The sequence below is a fragment of the Azospirillum sp. 11R-A genome (genome assembly GCF_049472615.1).
Lineage (GTDB): Bacteria > Pseudomonadota > Alphaproteobacteria > Azospirillales > Azospirillaceae > Azospirillum > Azospirillum palustre.
In genome coordinates this window covers 88,000-109,455 of sequence record NZ_JBCEBL010000013.1, presented here as the reverse complement: position 1 = coordinate 109,455, position 21,456 = coordinate 88,000, and the positions used below count along the sequence as shown (strand labels likewise).

General features: G+C 68.7%; 18 protein-coding genes. 10 read left to right on the top strand and 8 right to left on the bottom strand.

Translation table 11 applies throughout. The features are described 5' to 3' along the window. Positions 1–202: 202 nt before the first annotated feature. The 3 genes from VH569_RS18675 to VH569_RS18665 all read left to right on the top strand — a co-directional run bounded on the left by VH569_RS18675 (position 203) and on the right by VH569_RS18665 (position 5,419). Positions 203–976: an alpha/beta hydrolase gene (locus tag VH569_RS18675; protein WP_423316918.1), complete on the top strand. Its 774-nt coding sequence runs from the start codon at positions 203–205 to the stop codon at positions 974–976. Positions 977–981: 5 nt separating this feature from the next. Beyond that, on the top strand, positions 982–2,145 hold the full coding sequence (locus VH569_RS18670; protein WP_423316917.1) for an efflux RND transporter periplasmic adaptor subunit: 1,164 nt from the start codon (positions 982–984) through the stop codon (positions 2,143–2,145). 85 nt (positions 2,146–2,230) lie between these two features. After that, positions 2,231–5,419 (top strand): efflux RND transporter permease subunit, encoded by a 3,189-nt coding sequence (locus VH569_RS18665; protein ID WP_423316915.1) that lies wholly within the window; start codon positions 2,231–2,233, stop codon positions 5,417–5,419. Positions 5,420–5,478: 59 nt separating this feature from the next. On the opposite strand, the gene VH569_RS18660 is transcribed toward VH569_RS18665, so the two are convergent. Continuing rightward, the gene (locus VH569_RS18660; protein ID WP_423316914.1) at positions 5,479–6,567 is read right to left on the bottom strand and encodes a LacI family DNA-binding transcriptional regulator; all 1,089 of its coding nucleotides are present in this window, start codon (positions 6,565–6,567) and stop codon (positions 5,479–5,481) included. A 142-nt stretch (positions 6,568–6,709) separates the two neighbouring features. Between VH569_RS18660 and VH569_RS18655 the strand changes: the two genes are divergently transcribed. From VH569_RS18655 to VH569_RS18635, 5 genes are all read left to right on the top strand, one after another. After that, on the top strand, positions 6,710–7,750 hold the full coding sequence (locus VH569_RS18655) for a TRAP transporter substrate-binding protein (protein ID WP_423316912.1): 1,041 nt from the start codon (positions 6,710–6,712) through the stop codon (positions 7,748–7,750). 248 nt (positions 7,751–7,998) lie between these two features. Beyond that, complete coding sequence (locus VH569_RS18650) at positions 7,999–9,894, top strand: TRAP transporter large permease subunit (RefSeq protein WP_423316910.1); 1,896 nt, start codon at positions 7,999–8,001, stop codon at positions 9,892–9,894. A gap of 43 nt (positions 9,895–9,937) precedes the next feature. After that, the gene (locus VH569_RS18645; RefSeq protein ID WP_376963700.1) at positions 9,938–10,477 is read left to right on the top strand and encodes a VOC family protein; all 540 of its coding nucleotides are present in this window, start codon (positions 9,938–9,940) and stop codon (positions 10,475–10,477) included. A gap of 42 nt (positions 10,478–10,519) precedes the next feature. Continuing rightward, on the top strand, positions 10,520–11,770 hold the full coding sequence (locus VH569_RS18640) for a ribulose-bisphosphate carboxylase large subunit family protein (RefSeq protein ID WP_423316908.1): 1,251 nt from the start codon (positions 10,520–10,522) through the stop codon (positions 11,768–11,770). 5 nt (positions 11,771–11,775) lie between these two features. Next, the gene (locus VH569_RS18635; RefSeq protein WP_423316906.1) at positions 11,776–13,077 is read left to right on the top strand and encodes a four-carbon acid sugar kinase family protein; all 1,302 of its coding nucleotides are present in this window, start codon (positions 11,776–11,778) and stop codon (positions 13,075–13,077) included. A gap of 41 nt (positions 13,078–13,118) precedes the next feature. On the opposite strand, the gene VH569_RS18630 is transcribed toward VH569_RS18635, so the two are convergent. Genes VH569_RS18630 through VH569_RS18600 form a run of 7 tightly spaced genes read right to left on the bottom strand, consistent with a single transcriptional unit; the run spans position 13,119 to position 18,690 of the window. After that, a complete protein-coding gene (locus VH569_RS18630; RefSeq protein WP_098736858.1) occupies positions 13,119–13,466 on the bottom strand; it encodes a RidA family protein in 348 nt (115 codons plus the stop codon). Between the two features lie 32 nt (positions 13,467–13,498). Then, positions 13,499–14,263 carry a transporter substrate-binding domain-containing protein gene (locus VH569_RS18625; RefSeq protein ID WP_423316904.1) on the bottom strand — a complete coding sequence of 255 codons (765 nt, stop codon included), beginning with the start codon at positions 14,261–14,263 and terminating at the stop codon, positions 13,499–13,501. A gap of 33 nt (positions 14,264–14,296) precedes the next feature. Next, positions 14,297–14,644, bottom strand: coding sequence for a RidA family protein (locus tag VH569_RS18620; RefSeq protein ID WP_376963712.1), 348 nt, complete (start codon positions 14,642–14,644; stop codon positions 14,297–14,299). Between the two features lie 19 nt (positions 14,645–14,663). Continuing rightward, positions 14,664–15,806 carry an NAD(P)/FAD-dependent oxidoreductase gene (locus tag VH569_RS18615; protein WP_423316902.1) on the bottom strand — a complete coding sequence of 381 codons (1,143 nt, stop codon included), beginning with the start codon at positions 15,804–15,806 and terminating at the stop codon, positions 14,664–14,666. Between the two features lie 13 nt (positions 15,807–15,819). Further along, positions 15,820–17,277 carry an NAD(P)/FAD-dependent oxidoreductase gene (locus VH569_RS18610; protein WP_423316900.1) on the bottom strand — a complete coding sequence of 486 codons (1,458 nt, stop codon included), beginning with the start codon at positions 17,275–17,277 and terminating at the stop codon, positions 15,820–15,822. Then, a complete protein-coding gene (locus VH569_RS18605; protein WP_423316899.1) occupies positions 17,274–17,576 on the bottom strand; it encodes a (2Fe-2S)-binding protein in 303 nt (100 codons plus the stop codon). The genes VH569_RS18610 and VH569_RS18605 overlap by 4 nt, the downstream gene beginning before the upstream one ends. Beyond that, on the bottom strand, positions 17,557–18,690 hold the full coding sequence (locus VH569_RS18600) for an NAD(P)/FAD-dependent oxidoreductase (RefSeq protein ID WP_423316897.1): 1,134 nt from the start codon (positions 18,688–18,690) through the stop codon (positions 17,557–17,559). Before VH569_RS18600 ends, VH569_RS18605 begins: the two co-directional genes overlap by 20 nt. 456 nt (positions 18,691–19,146) lie before the next feature. Between VH569_RS18600 and VH569_RS18595 the strand changes: the two genes are divergently transcribed. Then, positions 19,147–20,100 carry a LysR substrate-binding domain-containing protein gene (locus VH569_RS18595; RefSeq protein ID WP_376963726.1) on the top strand — a complete coding sequence of 318 codons (954 nt, stop codon included), beginning with the start codon at positions 19,147–19,149 and terminating at the stop codon, positions 20,098–20,100. Between the two features lie 285 nt (positions 20,101–20,385). Continuing rightward, a complete protein-coding gene (locus VH569_RS18590) occupies positions 20,386–21,435 on the top strand; it encodes an ABC transporter substrate-binding protein (RefSeq protein WP_423316895.1) in 1,050 nt (349 codons plus the stop codon). The last annotated feature ends 21 nt before the right edge of the window (positions 21,436–21,456 follow it).

Sequence of the window (21,456 nt, the reverse complement as noted above, 5' to 3'; positions counted from 1 at the left end):
GCAGCCGGATGCGAACGCCCTTCGCGCCGGGATGGCACCCCGCCCGAATAGCCCATTTCAGGTGAACACCCCACGCTACCCCGCCCCGATTGTTCGTCCCGGCTGAATTCTGTTCCCAGGCGCAGCGGCTTTATCCTAGGCGGACGCTTGCACATTATCCCTCTTGCCGCATTGCAGGAGGGGCGCTGGTCGCCGGATCGGAATGGAACGTTCACGCACGTCGCTGATGGTGGAAGGCCGCAAGGTTCCGCTGTGCCTGTTCAGGCCCGCGGTTGCCGGGCCGCTGCCCGGACTGCTGTATTTCCATGGCGGCGGCTTCACCTCCGGCTCCGTCGAGGAGGTCGAGATCACGGCAACGGCGCTGGCGGAGAGCATCCCGGCGCTGGTGGTGGCGGTCGGCTATGCGCTGGCCCCCGAAAATCCCTTTCCCGCCGCCATCGAGGATGCCCATGCCGCAGCGGCGTGGCTGGCCGAACGGGCCGGGCCGCTGGGCGTCGCCGGCCACGATGCCGGCGGGCATGTCGCGGTGTCGCTCACCCTGCTCGCCCGCGACCGCGGCGGGCCGGAGATCGCGGCGCAGGCGCTGTTCGGGCCGATGCTCGATCCCAGCCTGACTCGGGTGGCCCATGGAGTCGGGGATGGCGAGGGCAGCGTGACCGACTGCGCGCGCTGTTACCGCGCCTATCTGCCGGAAGCGGCGCTGCGGCTGCATCCCTATGCCGCCCCCCTGGAATCGCGCCGGCTCGGCCGGCTGCCGCCGATCATGATCGCCACGGCGCAGAACGACGTGCTGCGGCCGGAGGCGGAAAGCTATGCCGCCCGGCTGATCGACGCCGGGGTGCCGACCGAGGTCACCCGCTTTGCCGGGGTCAGCCATGCCGGCCTTGCCCACCACCCGCCGGCGCTGGCCGCCGCGGCCGATTTCTTCCGGCGCCGCCTGACCGGCGCCCACCCCCATCCTTCGAGCCACAGGTAAACGTCATGTCCCGCAAAACACTTTCCCTTCTGATCGCGGCCGGTGTTTCCGTGGCGGCGCTGACCGGCGCCGCCACCCTGCGAAGCCCGGCCGAAGCGCAAACGGCATCGCCCGCCCCGCCGCCGGCCGAGGTCGATGTCGCCACCGTGCTGGCCCGGCCGGTGACGGACTGGCAGTCCTATTCCGGCCGATTGGAGGCGGTCGACCGCGTCGACATCCGGCCGCAGGTGCCGGGATCCATCGTCGCCGTGCATTTCCGCAACGGCGCCCTGGTGAAGCAGGGCGACGTGCTGTTCACCATCGACCCCCGCCCCTATGAGGCGGAGGTGGCGCGGGCCGAGGCGCAGGTCGCCGCGGCGCAGGCGCGGGTGCGCTTCACCGTCGCCGACCTCGACCGCGCGCAGAAGCTGGTGCGCGACGACACCATCTCGCGCAGCACCATGGACCAGCGCGACAATGCCGCCCGCGAGGCGACCGCCAACCTGAAGGCGGCGCAGGCGGCGCTGGACATCGCCCGGCTCAATCTCGGCTACACGCGGGTGACGGCGCCGGTGTCGGGCCGGGTGTCGCGGGCGGAACGGACGGTCGGCAATGTGGTGGCCGCCGGTGCGACGGCGGAGCCGCTGACCACGCTGGTGTCGGAATCGCCGATCTACGCGTCGTTCGACGTCGATGAGCAGACCTATCTGCGCCACATCGCGCCGATGCGCGATTCAGGGACGATCCCGGTCCGGCTCGGCCTCGCCAACGAGGAGGATTACTCGCGGTCGGGCATGGTGGAGCATGTCGACAACCGGCTGGACAGCGTGTCCGGCACCATCCGCGTGCGCGCCCGCTTCGACAATGGCGACGGCACGCTGGTGCCGGGGCTCTATGCGCGGGTGAAGGTGGGGGGCACCAAGCCCTATGACGCGCTGCTGGTCGACGACCGCGCCATCGGCACCGACCAGGACAAGAAGTTCGTCCTGGTGGTGACGGCGGAGAACAAGGTGGAATACCGGCCGGTGAAGCTCGGCACCTTGCAGAACGGGCTGCGCGTGGTGACGGCGGGGCTGTCGGCCGGCGAACAGGTGGTGGTCAACGGCATGCAGCACGCCCGGCCGGGCATGGCGGTGACGCCGAAGACGGTCGCCATGGGGACGGAGAAAACCCAGACGGCGGCCCGCTAAGACACGAACAAAGGTGTGCGCGTTGGCTGGCCCTCCTCGCCCGGTGCGGGGAGGGATGGGGAACGTGCACCCTGGGAGACCCCAGATGAACATCTCGAAATTCTTCATCGACAGGCCGATCTTTGCCGGCGTGCTGTCGGTGGCCCTGTTCCTGGCGGGGGCCATCGCGGTCTTCCGCCTGCCGATTTCCGAATATCCGGAGGTGGTGCCGCCGTCCGTCGTGGTGCGCGCGCAGTTCCCCGGCGCCAACCCCAAGGTCATCGCCGAGACCGTCGCCTCCCCGCTGGAGGAGCAGATCAACGGCGTCGAAGGCATGCTCTACATGCAGTCGCAGGCCAACAGCGACGGCAATCTGGCGCTGACGGTGACCTTCAAGCTGGGCACCGACCCGGACAAGGCGCAGCAGCTGGTGCAGAACCGCGTGGCCCAGGCGATGCCGCGGCTGCCGTCCGACGTGCAGCGGCTGGGCGTCGCCACGGTGAAAAGCTCGCCGACGCTGACCATGGTCGTGCATCTGCTGTCGCCCAACGACCGCTATGACATGACGTACCTGCGCAACTACGCGGTGCTGAACGTCAAGGACCGGTTGACCCGAATCTCCGGCGTCGGCGAGGTGCAGGTCTGGGGGGCGGGCGACTATGCCATGCGGGTGTGGCTCGACCCCGGCAAGGTGGCGCAGCGCGGGCTGACCGCGACCGACGTGGTCAATTCCATCCGCGAACAGAATGTCCAGGTGGCGGCCGGCGTGATCGGCGCCTCGCCCTCGCTGCCCGACGTGCCGATGCAGCTATCGATCAACGCGCGCGGCCGGCTGAAGACCGCCGACGAGTTCGGCGACATCGTGCTGAAGACCGGCGGGGAGGGCGGCGTCACCCGGCTGCGCGACGTGGCGCGGGTGGAACTGGCCGCGGCACAGTACGGCCTGCGCTCGCTGCTCGACAACAAGCCGGCGGTGGCGCTCGGCATCACCCAGACGCCGGACGCCAACGCGCTCGCCATCTCCGACGAGGTGCGCAAGGTGATGGCGGAGCTGAAGGGCGACATGCCCGACGGCGTCGACTACTCCATCGTCTACGACCCGACGCAGTTCGTCCGCTCCTCCATCGAGGCCGTCGTGCACACGCTGCTGGAGGCGGTGGCGCTGGTCGTGCTGGTGGTGATCGTCTTCCTGCAAACCTGGCGGGCGTCGATCATCCCGCTGCTGGCGGTGCCGATCTCCATCGTCGGCACCTTCTCGCTGCTGCTCGCCTTCGGCTTCTCGATCAACGCGCTGTCGCTGTTCGGCATGGTGCTGGCCATCGGCATCGTCGTCGACGACGCCATCGTCGTGGTCGAGAATGTCGAGCGCAACATCGCGTCCGGCCTGTCGGCCCGCGACGCCACCATCCGCGCCATGCAGGAGGTCAGCGGCCCGATCATCGCCATCGCGCTGACCCTGGTCGCCGTCTTCGTGCCGCTGGCCGCGATGACCGGCCTGACCGGCGAGTTCTACAAGCAGTTCGCGATGACCATCGCGATCTCCACCGTGATCTCCGCCTTCAACTCGCTGACGCTGTCGCCGGCCCTGGCGGCGGTGCTGCTGCGCGGCCATGACGAGCCGCAGGACTGGCTGACCCGCGCGATGAACCGGGTGTTCGGCGGCTTCTTCCGGCTGTTCAACCGGGTGTTCCACCGGGCGTCGGAGGGCTACGGCCGCGGCGTCGGCGGGGTGGTGCGGCGCAAGGGCGTGATGCTGGCGGTCTATGCGCTGCTGATCGGCGCCACGGTGCTGCTCGGCCGTTCGGTGCCGTCGGGCTTCGTGCCGATGCAGGACAAGGAGTATCTGATCAGCTTCGCCCAGCTTCCCAACGGCGCCTCGCTCGACCGGACGGAGGCGGTGATCCGCGAGATGACCGACATCGCGCTGAAGCGCCCCGGCGTGCAGAGCGCCGTCGCCTTCCCCGGCCTGTCGGTCAACGGCTTCACCAACTCGTCCAGCGCCGGCATCGTCTTCGTCACGCTGAAGCCGTTTGCCGAACGCAAGGATCCGTCGCTGTCGGCCGGTGCCATCGCGATGGACCTGCAACAGCGCTATGCCGGGCTGAAGGAGGCCTTCGTCGCCATCTTCCCGCCGCCGCCGGTGATGGGTCTGGGCCAGCTCGGCGGCTTCAAGATGCAGCTGGAGGACCGCGGCAACCTCGGCTACGAGGCGCTGAGCGACGCGGTGAACGCCTTCGTCAAGCGCGCGGCGCAGACGCCGGAGCTGGGGCCGACCTTCTCCGCCTACCAGATCAACGTGCCGCAGCTGGACGTCGATCTCGACCGTGTGAAGGCCAAGCAGCTGGGCGTCAACGTCGCCGACGTGTTCGACACCATGCAGATCTATCTGGGCTCGCTCTACGTCAACGACTTCAACGCCTTCGGCCGCGTCTATCAGGTGCGGGTGCAGGCCGACGCGCCGTTCCGCGACACCGCCGACGACATCGGCGTGCTGAAGACCCGCAACGCGGCGGGGACCATGGTGCCGCTGTCGTCGCTGGTCACGGTGCAGCCGGGCTACGGGCCGGAGATGGTGGTGCGCTACAACGGCTTCACCGCCGCCGACGTCAATGGCGGGCCGGCGCCCGGTTTCTCCTCCGGTCAGGCGGAAGCGGCGGCGGAGCGCATCGCGGCCGAAGTGCTGCCGCGCGGCGTCAAGCTGGAATGGACCGACCTGACCTATCAGAAGATCCTGGTCGGCAATGCGGGGCTCTGGGTGTTCCCGATCAGCGTGCTGCTGGTGTTCCTGGTGCTGGCGGCGCAGTACGAGAGCCTGACCCTGCCGCTCGCCATCCTGCTGATCGTGCCGATGAGCGTGCTGTCCGCCCTGTTCGGGGTGTGGCTGACGGGGGGCGACAACAACATCTTCACGCAGATCGGCTTCATGGTGCTGGTCGGCCTGTCGGCGAAGAACGCCATCCTGATCGTCGAGTTCGCGCGGGAACTGGAGCATGAGGGGCGCGGCGTGGTGCAGGCGGCCATCGAGGCGAGCCGGCTGCGGCTGCGGCCGATCCTGATGACCTCCATCGCCTTCATCATGGGCGTGGTGCCGCTGGTGACCTCCAGCGGGGCCGGTGCCGAGATGCGGCACGCCATGGGTGTGGCGGTGTTCGCCGGCATGATCGGCGTGACGCTGTTCGGTCTGGTGCTGACCCCGGTGTTCTACGTGCTGCTGCGCAAGCTGGCCGGAGCGGAGCGTCGGGTGGACGCGCCGGCGGAAGGCGGGGTGCAACCGGCGGAGTGGAAGATGGGCTGATGACGAGGGGTTGAATGAAAAAGGGCGGCGCGGCCTCACGAGGGCCGCGCCGCCCTTTTTTATTCGTCCGGCAGCATGTTCTTCGGCAGGTTTTCGCGGAAGATCACTTCCGCCCGCGGGCTTTCCACCGCCTGCATGGGCGGCCGGCCGGCGCGCAGGTTGGTGAAGATGCCGACGCAGGCCGACAGGGTGTTGCGCGGGTCCTGGGTGATCACCGCGTCCAGCGCGCCGTCGATCAGCAGGCCGCGCGTCTCGGTGGTCAGGCCGTGGGTGATGAAGACCATCTCGCGTTCCCGCCGCGTCTCCTTCAGCGCGCGGGCCACGCCTTCCGCCCCGCCGCCGATGTTGTAGACCCCGGCAAGGTCGGGATGCAGGCCCAGCAGCATGCGGGTCTGGCGGTAGCTCTTCCCCTCGTCGTCATGGCCTTCGCGCAGGCCCACCACCTCGATGTCGGGGGCGATCTCCTTCAGGACATGGAGGAAGCCCATCTCGCGGTCCTCGTGCGCACGGTAGCTGAGGCTGCCGGCGATCATCGCCACCTTGGCCGGGCGGTGTTTCAAAAAGCGCGCGATCAGATAGCCGGCGGTGCGGCCCGCCGCGCGGTTGTCCAGCCCGACATAGCCGGCGCGCCGGCAGTTCAGGATATCGGAGATCAGCGTCACGCTCGGCACGTTGCGGTCGGCCAGCGCGTCCACCGCCTCGCGCACCGCCGGATGCTCCAGCGCCATGAAGGCGACGCCGTCGGCGCGGCGGCCATGCTGGAACAGGCTGCGCGCCAGCAGTTCCGGATTGAAGCTCTTGATGAACTCCACCTGCGCCTTGACACCGTGCGGGGCGAGCATGGCATCGGCACGCCGGATCATCTCGCCCAGACCGGTCAGGAAGCGGTTGTTGCCGGCAGGCAGCAGGAAGGACAGCCGCATCGGCTTCTGCCCCGCCGCGGCATAGAGGTCGCCGTCGGGCAGATAGTCCAGCTCCGCCGCCGCCTTCAGAACCCGCTGCACGGTGGCGGCGCGCACCCCCGGCCGGTTGTTCAGCACGCGGTCCACCGTGGCGGTGGAGACCCCCGCCGCCTGGGCGATGTCGACCACCCGCGGCAGGCCGCGGGGTCCGGCGGCAATTTCCGGATCGTCCTTCAATGAAACCATCAAAAACCATCAATTTCGGTGTTTGACACTTGTCGGCTCTGGACATACCGTCCATCCAACAATCATCAATTGACATCAGATCACATCAGAAACGCAAGGCCGGAAACAGCAACGTCGGCCGGTAATCCATGGGAGGTTTGAAATGACCAGTCTGAGCCGCCGCACGATGCTGAAGGCCATCGCCGCCACCCCCGCCGCCATTCCGGCGATCGGCGCCGCCGGCGCCGTCATCGGCATGCCGCACATCGCGCGCGCCGCCGAGTTCGAGCTGAAGTACGGCAACAACCTGCCGCTGAGCCATCCGCTGAACGTCCGCGCCAACGAGGCGGCGGAGCGGATCGCTAGAGAGTCGAACGGCAAGGTCGTGGTCAAGATCTTCCCGAACAACCAGCTTGGCGGCGACACCGACATGCTGTCGCAGGTGCGCAGCGGCGGCCTGACCTTCTTCACCCCGTCGGCCCTGGTGATCGCCACGCTGGTGCCGGTCGCCGCGATCAACGCGGTCGGCTTCGCCTTCTCCGACTACGATCAGGTCTGGAAGGCGATGGACGGCAAGCTGGGCGCCCATGTCCGCGAGGCGATCTCCAAGGTCGGGCTCTATGCCTTCGACAAGATGTGGGACAACGGCTTCCGCCAGATGACCAGCGGCGACAAGGCGATCAATTCCGCCGCCGACATGAACGGGCTGAAGATCCGCGTGCCGGTCAGCCCGCTCAGCATCGCCATGTTCAAGGGGCTGGGCGCCGCCCCGGCCAGCCTGCAGTTCAGCGAGGTCTATTCGTCGCTGCAGACCCGGATCGTCGATGCGCAGGAAAACCCGCTGCCGATCATCCAGGTCGCCAAGCTGTACGAGGTGCAGAAGTTCTGCTCGCTGTCGAACCACATCTGGGACGGCTTCTGGTTCATCGCCAACGGCCGCGCCTGGAAGGGCCTGCCGGCGGACATGCAGACCATCGTCGCCAACGCCATCAACGATGCCGGCGTGGCCCAGCGCGGCGACATCAAGGCGCTGAACCAGTCGGTCAAGGCCGACCTGGAATCGAAGGGGCTGACCTTCAACCAGCCCTCGCCCGACAGCTTCCGCGCCAAGCTGCGCGACGCCGGCTTCTACGGCGAATGGAAGGGCCGCTTCGGCGACGAGGCCTGGGGCCTGCTGGAGGAGGCGGTCGGCAAGCTCGCCTGACCGCAGCCCGCTCGAAAACTGTGAGTTTTCAGACGCTGTTGTCGGCCGTCATCCCCGCGGATGCGGGGATCCAGTGTTTCCCGTGCAGAACCAATGGGTAAGCCTGGATCCCCGCCTTCGCGGGGATGACGCCGAAAGAGGTGCCGGCATCCTGCGCGTCAGCGCCTGCGCGTGACGACAGGAATAACGGCCGGCAGACGCGGAACTTACAAACTCCCAGGTCTTCCCGCATGAAGGAACATCCCGCCATGTCCCACATGTCCGAGCCGGTCCACGGCTTTGCCGAGGCTCCCGGCGCTCTGGGTGCCGGCGGAAGCTCGCTGCTGCGCAGGATCGACCACGGCCTGTCCGTCGGGGTCGAGGTCGTGGCGGGCCTTCTGGTGCTGGTCGAAATCGTCGTCCTGCTGGCCGGCGTCACCGCCCGCTACCTGTTCCACACCCCGCTGGTGTGGTCGGACGAGCTGGCCTCCATCCTGTTCCTGTGGCTGTCGATGCTGGGTGCGGTGGTGGCGCTGCGCCGGGGCGAGCATATGCGGATGACCGGGCTGGTCAGCCGCGTCGGCCCGCAGGCGCGCAGCCTCCTGGAATGCATCGCCATCACCGCCCCCATCGCCTTCCTGACGCTGGTGCTCTACCACGCCGTCGATTACGCGATGGAGGAGCAGTTCATCACCACCCCGGCGATGGAGATTTCCAACGCGTGGCGGGCGTCGGCCCTGCCGGTCGGGCTGGGGCTGATGCTGGTGGCGGCGCTGTTCCGCCTGCTGCGCGTCGCCAAGCCCATGACGGTGCTGGCGGCGGCGCTGGTGACCGGCGCCATCGTCGCCGGCTTCTGGGTCGCCGGGCCGATGCTGAAGCCGCTGGGGCAGTTGAACCTCATCATCTTCTTCGTCGGGCTGGTCGCCGCCAACGTCTTCGCCGGCGTGCCCATCGCCTTCTCTTTCGCGCTCGCCACCTTCTCCTATCTGGCGCTGACCACCTCGACGCCGCTCTTGGTGATGGTCGGCCGGCTGGACGAGGGGATGAGCCACCTGATCCTGCTGGCGGTGCCGCTGTTCGTCTTCCTCGGGCTGTTGATCGAGATGACCGGCATGGCCCGCGCCATGATCCAGTTCCTCGCCAGCCTGCTCGGCCATGTGCGCGGCGGCCTGTCCTATGTGCTGATCGGCGCGATGTATCTGGTGTCGGGCATCTCCGGATCGAAGATCGCCGACATGGCGGCCATCGCCCCGGTGCTGTTCCCGGAGATGAAGAAGCGCGGTGCCCCTCCGGGCGATCTGGTGGCGCTTCTGTCCGCTACCGGCGCGCAGACCGAGACCATCCCGCCCAGCATCGTGCTGATCACCATCGGGTCGGTCACCGGCGTGTCCATCGCCGCCCTGTTCACCGGCGGCATGCTGCCGGGCGTGGTCCTGGGCGCCTGCCTGTGCTTCGTCGTCTGGCGGCGCTACCGCAACGAGGATCTGAGCCACGTCGAGCGCACCCCCGGCCGCGAGATCGGACGGCTCGCCATGGTGGCCCTGCCCGCCATCCTGCTGCCCTTCGTCATCCGCGCCGCGGTGGTCGAGGGCATCGCGACGGCGACCGAGGTGTCGACCATCGGCATCGCCTATTCCACCATCGCCGGGCTGCTGATCTACCGCCAGTTCGACTGGCGCCGGCTGAAGCCGATGCTGATCGAGACGGCGTCGCTGACCGGGGCCATCATCTTCATCGTCGGCTGCGCCACCTCGATGGCCTGGGGCCTGACCCAGTCCGGCTTCTCGTCCGACCTTGCGCGCTTCATGGCCGGCATCCCCGGCGGCGCCTACGGCTTCCTCGCCATCTCCATCGTCGCCTTCATCATCCTGGGCAGCGTGCTGGAGGGCATCCCCGCCATCGTGCTGTTCGGACCGCTGCTGTTCCCCATCGCCCGCGCGGCCGGGGTGCATGAGGTCCACTATGCGATGGTCGTCATCTTCGCCATGGGCATCGGCCTGTTCGCCCCGCCCTTCGGCGTCGGTTACTACGGCGCCTGCGCCATCAGCAAGGTCAATCCCGACGACGGCCTGAAGCACATCTGGGGCTATGTCGGCGCGCTGCTGGTCGGGCTGGTGATCGTCGCCGCCATTCCCTGGATTTCGACCGGGTTCCTGGCTCGTTAAAGCCACCGGCGCCACTCGTTTCCCTCTTATCGGAGTTCCCTCAATGAGCCGATTCTTCGGCCAGATCCGTCAGGCTGGCTACGTCGTGCGCGACATCGAAGCCGCCATGGACTATTGGAGCCGCACGCTCGGCATCGGCCCCTGGTTCTACAACGAGCGGGTTCCGATCCGGAACTACACCTACCGCGGCGAATCCTACGAGGTTCACAATTCGGTGGCGCTGGCCAACTCCGGCCCGTTGCAGATGGAGCTGATCCAGACCCGCAACGACGCACCGTCGATGTACCGCGACTTCCTCCAGGCCGGGAACACCGGTTTGCAGCATGTCGCCTACTGGACCGAGGATTACGACGCCGATCTGGAGCGGCTGCTGGCGCAGGGCTTCAAGCCGGTGATGAGCGGCGAGGTCGGCGAGAAGGGCCGCTTCATCTATTTCGACACAGAATACCACCCCGGCACGGTGATCGAGCTGTCCGAGGTCGCCGGGCCGAAGGGCAAGATGTTCGACCTGATCCGCGAGGCGTCGATGGGCTGGGACGGCAGCGACCCGGTGCGGCCGTTCCCGGACCTGAGCAAGCTGTAAGGGGCGGCCACCATGCACGCCGACCGCATCGAAGCCACATATTTGATCGAAACCCCCCTCGCCCCGGGCAAGGTGGCCGAGGTGATGGCGGGGGAGCAGTCCTGCGGCACCTTCACCCGCGTCCATGGCGAGACCGACGATCTGCGGGCCCGTGCCCGCGCCATCGTCGAATCCGTCGAGAAGCTGGACGTTGCCGAGACCCCTGCCCTGCCCAACAGCTGGCTGGAGCGGCAGCGCAATCCAGGGCCCTGGCAGCGGGCGCGCGTCACCATCTCCTTCCCCACCGCCAACATCGGCGCCAATCTGCCGACGCTGGCGGCGACGGTGGCGGGCAACCTCTATGACCTGGGCGAGGTGACGGGGCTGCGGCTGGAGTCCTTGCGCCTCCCGCAGGCCTACCGCGCGCAGTTCGACCTGCCGCGCCACGGCGTCGCCGGCACAAGGCGGCTGACCGGGGTGGCGGACGGGCCGCTGGTCGGCTCCATCATCAAGCCGAATGTCGGGCTGTCGGCCGAAGAGACCGGCGAGCTGGTCGGCACGCTGTGCGCCGCCGGGCTGGACTTCATCAAGGACGACGAGATCTGCGCCGATCCGGCCGATGCGCCGCTGGCCCAGCGCATCCCGGCGGTGATGGACCGGGTGCGCCGCCACCAGGACCGCACCGGCAAGCATGTGATGGTCGCCTTCAACATCACCGACGAGACCGACGCCATGCGCCGCCACGCCGATCTGGTGGAGCGCGAGGGCGGGGCCTGCATCATGGTCAGCCTGAACTGGTGCGGCTATTCGGCGGTGCAGAGCTTGCGCCGGCACAGCGGGCTGGTGCTGCACGGCCACCGCAACGGCTTCGGCGCCTTCTCCCGCCATCCGCTGCTGGGCATCGGTTTCGACGCCTATCAGGCGCTGTGGCGGCTGGCGGGGGTGGACCACATGCATGTCCACGGGCTGAACGGCAAGTTCGCCCAGCCCGACGCGGAGGTCATCGAGGGCGCGCGGGCCTGTCTGGCGCCGCTGGCGGCGGATGCGCCCGATGCGTCCGACGCCGTGATGCCGGCCTTCTCCTCCGGGCAATGGGCCGGCACGGTGCCGGTCACCTGGGAGGCGGTGGGGACCGCCGATCTGATGTTCATGTCCGGCGGCGGCATCATGGCCCATCCCGACGGGCCGGCGGCCGGCGTACAGAGCATCCGGCAGGCCTGGGATGCCGTGCGGGCCGGGCGCACGCTGGACGAAGCGGCGGCAGGGCAGCCGGAACTGCGGCGGTCGCTCGACTTCTTCGGAAAGAAGGGCTGAGGACGATGGCGGCGACTCCCCGACTGGGCTGGTACGGCGACGACTTCACCGGGGCGACCGACACGCTGGCAGCATTGGCGAAGGCCGGGCAGCGGGCGCTGCTCTTCCTCGACGTGCCGGACGTCGCCCGACTGGGGGAAGCCGGGCCACTCGATGCGGTGGGAATCGCCGGGGCGGCGCGCAGCATGGCGCCCGACGCCATGCGGGCGGAGCTGGAGCCGGTCGGCCGCTTCTTCGCGGCACTCGGCGTGGCGGTGATGCATTACAAATGCTGCTCCACCTTCGACAGCGCAGCCCATGTCGGCAGCATCGGCGAGGCGGTGCGGACGCTGGCCCCGCATTTCCCCAACCGCTTCCGGCCGGTGGTGGGCGGACAGCCGAACATCGGGCGCTATTGCCTGTTCAGCACCTTGTTCGCGGCGGCGGGCACCGGCGGGGTGGTGCATCGCATCGACCGCCACCCGACGATGAGCGTCCACCCCGTCACCCCGATGGCGGAGGCCGACCTGCGCCGGCACCTCGCCGCGCAGGGGCTGGAGGGGATGGCGGCGCTGCATTTCCCGGATTACGGGCTGAACGGCGACGCGCTGGACGGGCGGCTGGAGCGGCTTTTGGCGGACGGGCCGTCGGCGCTGCTGCTGGACGTGGCGCGTGCTGAGGATCTCGCCACGGTCGGGCGGTTGATCTGGCAGCGGGCCGGGCGCGAGCCGTTGCTGGCAGTCGGGCCGAGCAGCGTGGCGCAGGCGCTGGTGGCGCATTGGAATGGCGGATCCGACGCTTCAGTGACGGAAGAGGTGCCGCTGGCCGCGGCGGACAGGCCGGTGTTCCTGATGGCGGGCAGCCTGTCGCCGGTGACGCGGCGGCAGATCGAGGCGGCGGCGTCCTACACGCGCATCCAGGCCGATGCGGCGGCGCTGTGCGGCGATCCCGGCTATGCGGAAACTTTGTTGGGCGAAGTGGCGGCCTCGCTGGCGGCCGGACGCCACACGCTGGTGTGGACGGCACCGGCGGAATCCGGAACGGCGGACACCGCCCAGGCCGGGCGGGTCGCAGCGGCGACGGCGGATTTCGTCGCGGCGGTGCTGCGGCGGGTGGCTCTGCGCCGGGTCGGGATCGCCGGCGGCGACACCTCCAGCCTCGCGGTGCGGGCGCTGGGGTGCTGGGGACTGTCCTACCGCTGCACGCTGGCGCCGGGCGTCACCGTCAGCCGCACCCATGCCGACGACCCGGCAATCGATGGGCTGGAGCTGATGCTGAAGGGCGGGCAGATGGGCGGCGAGGATCTGTTCGAACGCTTGCTGGGGTAGCCCTCTCCCCGAGGGGAGAGGGCTCCTTCCGGCGTCGCCGGTCAGACAGCGGCGGTGACGACCACTTCGATCAGGATTTCCGGCTTGCCGAGATCGGCAACGCCGATGGTGGCGCGGGCCGGCAGGTCGTTGCCGTCCAGCCAGGACAGCCACGCGTCGTTCATCTCGTCCTTCAGGCCCATGTTGGTGATGAAGAGCTGGGCGGACAGCAGCTTGGTCTTGTCGCTGCCGGCCAGAGCCAGCACCTGGTCGAGCTTGCCGCAGATCTGCGTGACCTGGCCGCCCATGCCGACGCTGACGTCGTCGGCGATGATGCCGCCGAGATAGGCCGTGCCGTTGTTGACGACGACGCGGTGCATGATCTTGGTCTTCTCGATGCGCTTGATCACGGGGAACTGCTCCTTGGCTTTTTGAAAAGAACTCAGGGGGTGATGGAGAAATCGACGTAGCGGGCGGCGATGCGCGCCAGCGTGCCGTCCTGCACGACCGCGCGGATCGCCTCGTCGAAGGACTGCTTCAGCGCGGCGTCCTCCTTGCGCAGCCCGACGCCGATGCCGGGGCCGAACACCTCGGCGTCGATCACCGGCTGGCCGACCAGCTTGACCGACTTGCCGCCATCGCCCTTCACCCAGTCGGACGCGGTGGCGCCGGTGGTGATGGCGGCGTCGAGCCTCCCGGCCTTCAAATCGGCCAGCAGGTTGGAGGCGGTGTCGTAGGTCTTCAGCGTCGCGTCGCTGCCGAGATGCTTCTCGACATAGCGGGAATGGGTGGTGGAGACTTGGGCGCCGATGGTCTTGCCGCGCAGGCTGGCCGGCGAGCCGTCGATGGCGGAGCTGGCCGGCGCCACGAAATAGGCCGGCACCACCATATAGGGGGTGGAGAAGCCGATGGCCTTCGCCCGCTCCGGCGTGATGTTCATCGTCGCCATGATGGCGTCGTACTTCTTCGCCAGCAGGCCCGGAATGATGCCGTCCCACTCCTGCGCCACCACGGTGCAAGGGCGCTTCATCCGCTCGCACAGCGCATTGGCGAGGTCGACCTCCAGCCCTGCCACCTTGCCGTCGGGCTGGGTGAAGTTGAAGGGCGGATAGGCGCCCTCGGTGGCAATGCGGATCTCCTGCGCGGCGGCGACGCCGCCGGACGCAAGCAAGAGGAGGGCGGCAACGCCCGTGACGAGGCGCTTCATGGCAGGCTCCGGAAGTGGCGAAGGTGGGTTGGGTTAGAGGCCCGCGACGACCACGATCTCGACCAGGATCGACGGGTCGGCCAGCCGGGCCTCGACCGTCGCACGGGCGGGCGGGTTGGCCTTGTCGACCCAGGCGTCCCAGGCGGCGTTCATCTCGGGGAAGGTGGCGATGTCGGCGAGATAGACCGTGGCGGTCAGGAGGTTGCTCTTCGACGTGCCGGCCTCGGCCAGCAAATTGTCGATCTGGCGCAGCACGTCGCGGGTCTGCGCCTCGACCGTCGTCGATCCATCGTCGACGATCTGGCCGGCGAGATAGACGGTGTCCTTGTGGATGACCATGTCGCAGAGGCGCGGGGTCAGGTGGAAGCGCTGGATCGTCACTGTGGGATGCTCCAAAGGGTCAGGCGGCGAAGCGGCCGATGCTGAAAGGGGCGATGGGCAGGTCGGTGGACCCGCCCGTGATCAGGTCGGCGGTGATGCGCCCGACAATAGGGCCAAGCTGGAAGCCGTGCGCGGAGAAACCGAAGGAATGGTAGAGATCCGGTTCGGTGCCGCTGGGGCCGATCACCGGGATCTGGTCCGGCATCCGCGCCTCGATCCCCGCCCAGGAGCGGACGATGGTGGCGCCGCGCATGCACGGGAACAGGTCCCACACCGTGCGGGCATTGACCGACACCTGCGAGAAGTCCAGCTCCGTCCGGTTCTCGTCGCGCACCGCCCGGCCGAGCAGACCGCCGCCGATCAGCACGGTGCCGTTGGGGAACTGCTTGAAGGACAGGGTGCGGCCGGTGGCGCCGACCACCGGCTTGATGAAGGGAGCGACGCGGGCGGTGATCATCAGCATCGGTGCGATGACCTCCAGCGGCACCGGCTCCCCCACCTGCGCGGCGATGCGGTCGGCCCAGGCGCCGGCGGCGTTCACCACGACAGGCGCTTCGAAGCGGCCGCCATCGGCGGTCTCGACGGTCCATAGGCCGCCCTGGCGGGCCAGCCGCGTCACCGCCCCGCCCTCCTGGAAGCGGGCGCCGAGCGCGATGGCCTTGCGGCGGAAGGCGAAGGTTGTGCGGAAGGGAATCGCCGCGCCGTCGCCGCGCGACACCAGGGCGCCGATGCAATGATCGGCGATGGCCGGCACCAGCGAGCGCAGCTCGTCCCGGCCGATCACCTCCTCGTGGGTGAAGCCCAGCGCGTTCAGCTCGGCGACGCGGGCGTGCGAGGTCGCCAGCTCCGCCTCGCTCTCCGCCACCTTGATCTGGCCGTGGCTTTCGAAGCCGCAATCGTCGTCCACCAGATCCCGGATGCCGTGCCACAGCGCCATCGAGGCGACGGTCAGCGGCACCTCGGCGACATGGCGGCCGAGCTGGCGCACGCCGCCCGCATTGACGCCGGAGGCGTGACGGGCGACATGGTCCTTCTCCAGAACCAGCACGCGGACGCCGCGCAGCGACAGGTGCAGCGCCGCGGAGCAGCCGTGCAGGCCGCCGCCGATGACGATGACGTCGGGGCAAAGGGAGGCCGGTTTGGTGGAGACGGTCGCGGTCATCGGGCGCCTCCGGTCAGTGCTTGAAGACGGCGTCGATGTCGGCGTCGGTCTTCGGCAGGGCGGCCAGCTCGGCCAGCGTGATCGGCTTCACCGGCGGGCGCAGCCGGTAATAGCCGACCTCCGCCGGGGAGACGCCGCGCTCCGCCGCGATCACCTCGGTCACCGTCGGGCCGCAGAGCCGGCCCTGGCACGGACCCATGCCGCAGCGCAGGAAGCTCTTGGCCTGATTGGGGCCGGAGCAGCCGAGCCGCACCGCCTCGCGCACCGCACCGGCGGTGATCTCCTCGCAGCGGCAGACGATGGTGTTGTCGGCCGGCACGCGGAAGGCTTCCGCCGGGGTGTAGAGCGTGTCGAGGAAGGCGCGGCCGGTCAGCGCGCGGTCGAGCGCGGCGCGGAACGGGGCGGCGGCCTGATCGCGCTGCTCGCGCCCGATGCGGCCCAGCCGGTGCAGGGCGTCGAGGGCGGCCAGGCGGCCGGCTTCCTCCGCCGCGCGGGCGCCGCCGATGCCGGCGCCGTCGCCGGCCAGCGACACGCCCTCGACCGAGGTGGCGCCCCACTCGTCGGTGGTCGGGCGCCAGCAGCGCTGCTGCTCGTCCCAGCGCTGGGCGCAGCCGGTGGCGTTGGCGAGGTTCAGGTTGGGGACGACGCCATGGTGCAGCAGGAGCGTGTCGGCGGGCAGCCGATGCTCGGTGCCGTTGCGGGTGTAGACGACGCTCTTCAAGGCGCTGTCCCCCCCGATGGCACCTTCGGCACGCAGCGCGGTGACGTTGCCGATGACGGTCAGCTTGCGCCGGACCTCCAGCATCAGCTTCATGCCTTTGCCGAGATAGGGCGAGCGCAGGAAGCCGGGCAGCAGCGGCAGGGCGGCGCGCCAGTTCTCCTTCGGCGTGGTGTCGAGGATGGCGTCGATGCGGACGCCGGCCTGGAGATACTGCCAAGCCAGCAGCCAGAGCAGCGGGCCGCTGCCCGCCATCACCGTGGCGCCCGACGGCACGAGGCCGGAGGTCTTCAGCAGCACCTGCGCCGCACCGGCGCCCAGCACACCCGGCAGGGTCCAGCCGGGGATCGGGAAGGGCCGTTCGAGCGCGCCGGTCGCCAGGATGACGTGGCGCACGGTCAGCATCGCCGCCGAACCGTTGCGCGACAGGCCGATCTGGATCGGGCGGTGCCCGTCGGCAGCGTCTTCGCGCGGACGGGCGACGCTCCACACGATGGTGCCCGGCCAATGGACGGCCCCGCTGTCGCGCAGCGGACCCAGCAGCTCGGCGCCATGCCAGTAGTCGGGGCCGAGCACCTTGCGGTCGCGCACCGGCGTCTCGGTGACGGCGCGGTAGATCTGACCACCCGGCTCCGTCTGCTCGTCGAGCAGGACCACCGATGCGCCCTTGGAGGCGGCGAGGGCTGCGGCGGCGAGGCCGGCCGGACCGGAGCCGACGACGGCGATGTCGAAATCGAACTTGGGGGCGCTCATCGCTCCACCTCGCGCTTGCCGTTCTGGGTTTCCACCGCCATGCCGGGGGCCACGCGCACCTGACAGCCCTGGCGGTTGCCGGTGCCGTCGATGGTGACGAGGCAGTCGTAGCAGACGCCCATCATGCAGTAGGGACCGCGCGCCGCGCCGCTCACGGCCGTGGTGCGGCAGGCGGTGACGCCGTTCGCCAGCAGGGCGGCGGTGACGCTGTCGCCGGCCCGCGCGCTGGCCGGACGGCCGTCGATGGTGAAGGAAACCGCCTGGGTGGCGGTTTCGATCTCAGGCAGCCTGCGGAACATGGAACCTCCGGGCGCTGAAGGGCGTGAAGCTGTCGCCGAGGCCGCCGGCCGCGATCAGCGGCGCCAGCGTCAGCGCATGGTTGGCGGCAAGGGTGACGCCGCTGTGGCAGGTGGCGACGAAGGCGCCGGGCGCCGTCTTCGATTCCTCGTAGATCGGGAAGCCGTCCGGCGTCAGCACGCGCAGCGCCGCCCAGCTCCGCACCACGTTCAGCTTGCCGAGCAGCGGGAAGAAGCGGATGGCGCGCTGGGCGATGGCCGACGACACGCCGGGCTGGAGCGTGGTGTCGAAGCCGGCCTCCTCGAAGCTGTCGCCGATCATCACCCCGCCCTCGTCGGTCTGGCGGATGTAGACAGTGGGATGGTGCAGGAAGGGGGCGGTCTTCTCGGTGACGATGACATGGCCGCGCTGCGGGCGGACGGGGGCCGACAGCCCGACCATCGGCGCCAGCCGCGCGCTGTCATGGCCGGCGGCCAGCACGATCTTGCCAGCGCGGATTTCGCCGCCGGCAGTTGCCATGCGGAAGCCGCCGTCGCGATGCTCGATGCGCTCGACCCGGTGGTTGGGGCGGTAATCGACGCCCAGCATCGTGATGCCCTTGTGCAGGGTGCGCAAGAGCCGCAGCGAGTTGCAGTGACCGTCCAGCGGGCAATAGGTGCCGCCGACCACGTCCGGCCCGATGAAGGGCAGTTCCTTGCGCAGCGTCTCGCGATCCATCACCTCGTAGGGGTAACGGATCATGTCGGGCTGGTTGTGCAGCCGCATCATGGTGTTGGCGCGGGCCTGCAAATCCTCTTCCGACAGCATCGGCATGAAGCCGCCGGGGCGGCGGTAGGCGACGTCCAGGCCGGTCTGCTCGCGCAGCAGGTCGGCGAAGCCGCTCCAGTCGTCGGAGGATTTCTTGGTCCAGCCGGCATATTCCGGCATGCCGAGGCCCTTGCCCTGCACCCAGACCAGGGCGAAGTTGCCGCGCGACGGGCGCACGGCGATGTCGCCCTCGTCCAGCATGGCAACAGTCTGGCCGGCGCGGGCGAGGCCCCAGGCCAGCGCCGATCCGACCAGCCCGCCGCCGATCACGGCGACGTCGTATTCTCCGCCCCGACTGGGCTGCGTCATCGTCTCCACTCCCGCCTTTTCAGTCCCGCTGACGGAATCGCACACTCCGTGCGCACCGGCCGCCGCATTTATCGTATGACGCGCATCGCCGAATTCGGCACCCGTATACAGTGTCGAATATTTATCGATGCACCGTATATCTTTGAGATCGCGCCGGATCTGCCGGCGTTACACATGGATGTATTGCAAACTGCAGGGTTTTCTTTGCCGGAGCGCCGCGGGATTCTGCCCGGCGATACCCGACCGTTCCCCCGAGTTCCCGTGATCCTTGCGACAGCATCGGCAGCCAACCTATAACTGTCAAATCAGATCGAAGGGGTGTTTCATGACTGAATGTTATGATTCGGTGAGGGGCGGTGGGCTTTTGGGGGGCGGCGACGGTCGTCTTTGCGGCGATCCCCCTCTCCCCCCCGGGGAGAGGGGATTGGTCCTGCGTCGCGCCGCAGGGGCGGCGCCATGATCAATCCGCGCCAGATCGAGGCCTTCCGCGCGGTGATGCTGACCGGCGGCATCACCGCGGCGGCAGAACTGCTGAACATCTCGCAGCCGGCGGTCAGCCGCCTGATCGGCGACCTGCAATATGCGCTGAAGCTGACGCTGTTCGAACGGCGCGGCCCCCGCATCGCCCCGACCAGCGAGGCGATCTCGCTCTATCAGGTGGTCGACCGTGCCTTCGTCGGGCTGGAGCTGATCGAGCAGACGGCGCGCGATCTGACCGCGAGGCGCAGCGGGGCGCTGCGGGTGGCGGCGATGCCGGCGCTGGGGGTGGGGTTCCTGCCGCGCTATGTCGCGCGCTTCCTCAGCGACAGGCCGCGGGTGGACATCGCGCTGCGCGGCAGCACCTCGCCGATCATTCTGGACTGGGTGGCGACCGGCCAGTGCGAGCTGGGATTCGCCCACACCCCCATCGACCATGCGGCGGTGCTGACCGAGAAGATCCACGGGATTCCCGCCGTCGCCATCCTGCCGCCCGGCCATCCGCTGGCCGCCAAAGAGGTGCTGGCGCCGAAGGATTTCGAGGGGGAGAGCTTCATTTCCACCAGCCCGCCGGCCCTGCTGCGCTCCCGCATCGACACCATCTTCGCCGATCATGACGTGTCGCGGCTGATGCGGGTGGAAACCCAGCTGACGATGAACGCCTGCGCCATGGTGGCGGCCGGGTACGGCATGTCGATCGTCGACCCCTTCACCGCCCAGGACTACGTCCCGCACGGGCTGGTCGTCCGCCCGTTCGAACCGCGCATCGGCTTCGACATCGCCATCCTGCGCTCCGCCCAGGTGCCGCTGTCGATGATCGCCGAGGACTTCCTGGCCGGCTTCCTGGAGGAGGCAACCCGCTTCCGCGACAGTTTTCTCGGGATCGGCGGCGCCGGAAACCCCGCTCAACTCGTTCGCAGCACGGAATTATAACATTTCCGGATGAATGATGGCGGGAATTCGATTTGACGGTTATGTGACTGCACCATCACCCTTGATCCATGTCCTGGCTGCGACCCTGCACGAAAAACAGCCCGCAAGAGGGCGGCCGGCAAGGTTACGGACGGTAAAAGCGGCGATCCGGACCTTAAGCAGACGATGCGGTCCGAAGATCAGCCCCAGATGAACCCCCAGGCCAGGAACAGGCTTCCGTGGAACTGGGAACCCGATGAACAGGGACCCTGCCAACAGGGATCAAGGCTCTAGAGGAGAATGACGATGCGCTCGGTGATGTGCGGGTTGATGGCGACGGCGGCCCTGTGGTGCGGCATGGCCGCGGTGCAGACGGCCCAGGCCCAGGAAAAGACGCTCTATGTCGCCGCCTATGGCGGGTCGTTCGAGCAGACCATGCGCAAGGACATCATCCCGGCCTTCGAAAAGGCGATGGGCGTGAAGATCGAGTATGTCGCCGGCAACTCGACCGACAACCTCGCCAAGCTGCAGGCCCAGCGGGGCAACCAGCAGATCGACGTCGTCATCCTCGACGACGGCCCGATGTATCAGGCGGTGGCGCTGAACTTCTGCGCCGACCTGGAGAAGGCGCCGGTCTACGACCAGCTCTACGATCTGGCGAAGATGCCGTCGGGCAAGGCGGTCAACTTCGGCGCGGTCGGCACCGGCATCCTCTACAACAAGGCGTATTTCGACGAGAACAAGATCCCGGCCCCGGCCTCGTGGAAGGACATCGAGGATCCGCGCTTCAAGAAGAAGCTGGCGATTCCGCCGATCAACAACAGCTACGGCCTGCACGCGCTGGTGATGATGGCCCGCCTGAACGGCGGCGGCGAGACCAACATCGAGCCGGGCTTCAAGGAGTTCAAGGACAAGATCAACCCGAACGTGCTGGCCTATGAGCCGTCGCCGGGCAAGATGACCGAGCTGTTCCAGAGCAACCAGGCCGTCATCGCCGTCTGGGGCTCTGGCCGCGCCAAGGCGCTGGCCGACACCGGCTTCCCCGCCACCTTCGTCTATCCCAAGGAAGGCGGCATCGTGCTGGGCTCCGCCGCCTGTCAGGTCGCCGGCAGCAAGAATGCGCCCGAAGCGCAGAAGTTCATCCAGCACATGCTGGGCGTCGAGGCGCAGACCGCTCTCGCCGTCAGCGCCGGCTTCGGCCCGGTGAACAAGACGGTCGAGCTGCCCGCCGAGAAGCAGGCCGGCATCCCCTACGGTCCGGAACAGGTCGGCAAGCTGCTGGTGGTGGATTGGGACACCATCAACAAGAACCGTGAGATCTGGAACAAGCGCTGGACCCGCGAGATCGAGCGCTGAGGTAAGGGGCTAATCCCCTCT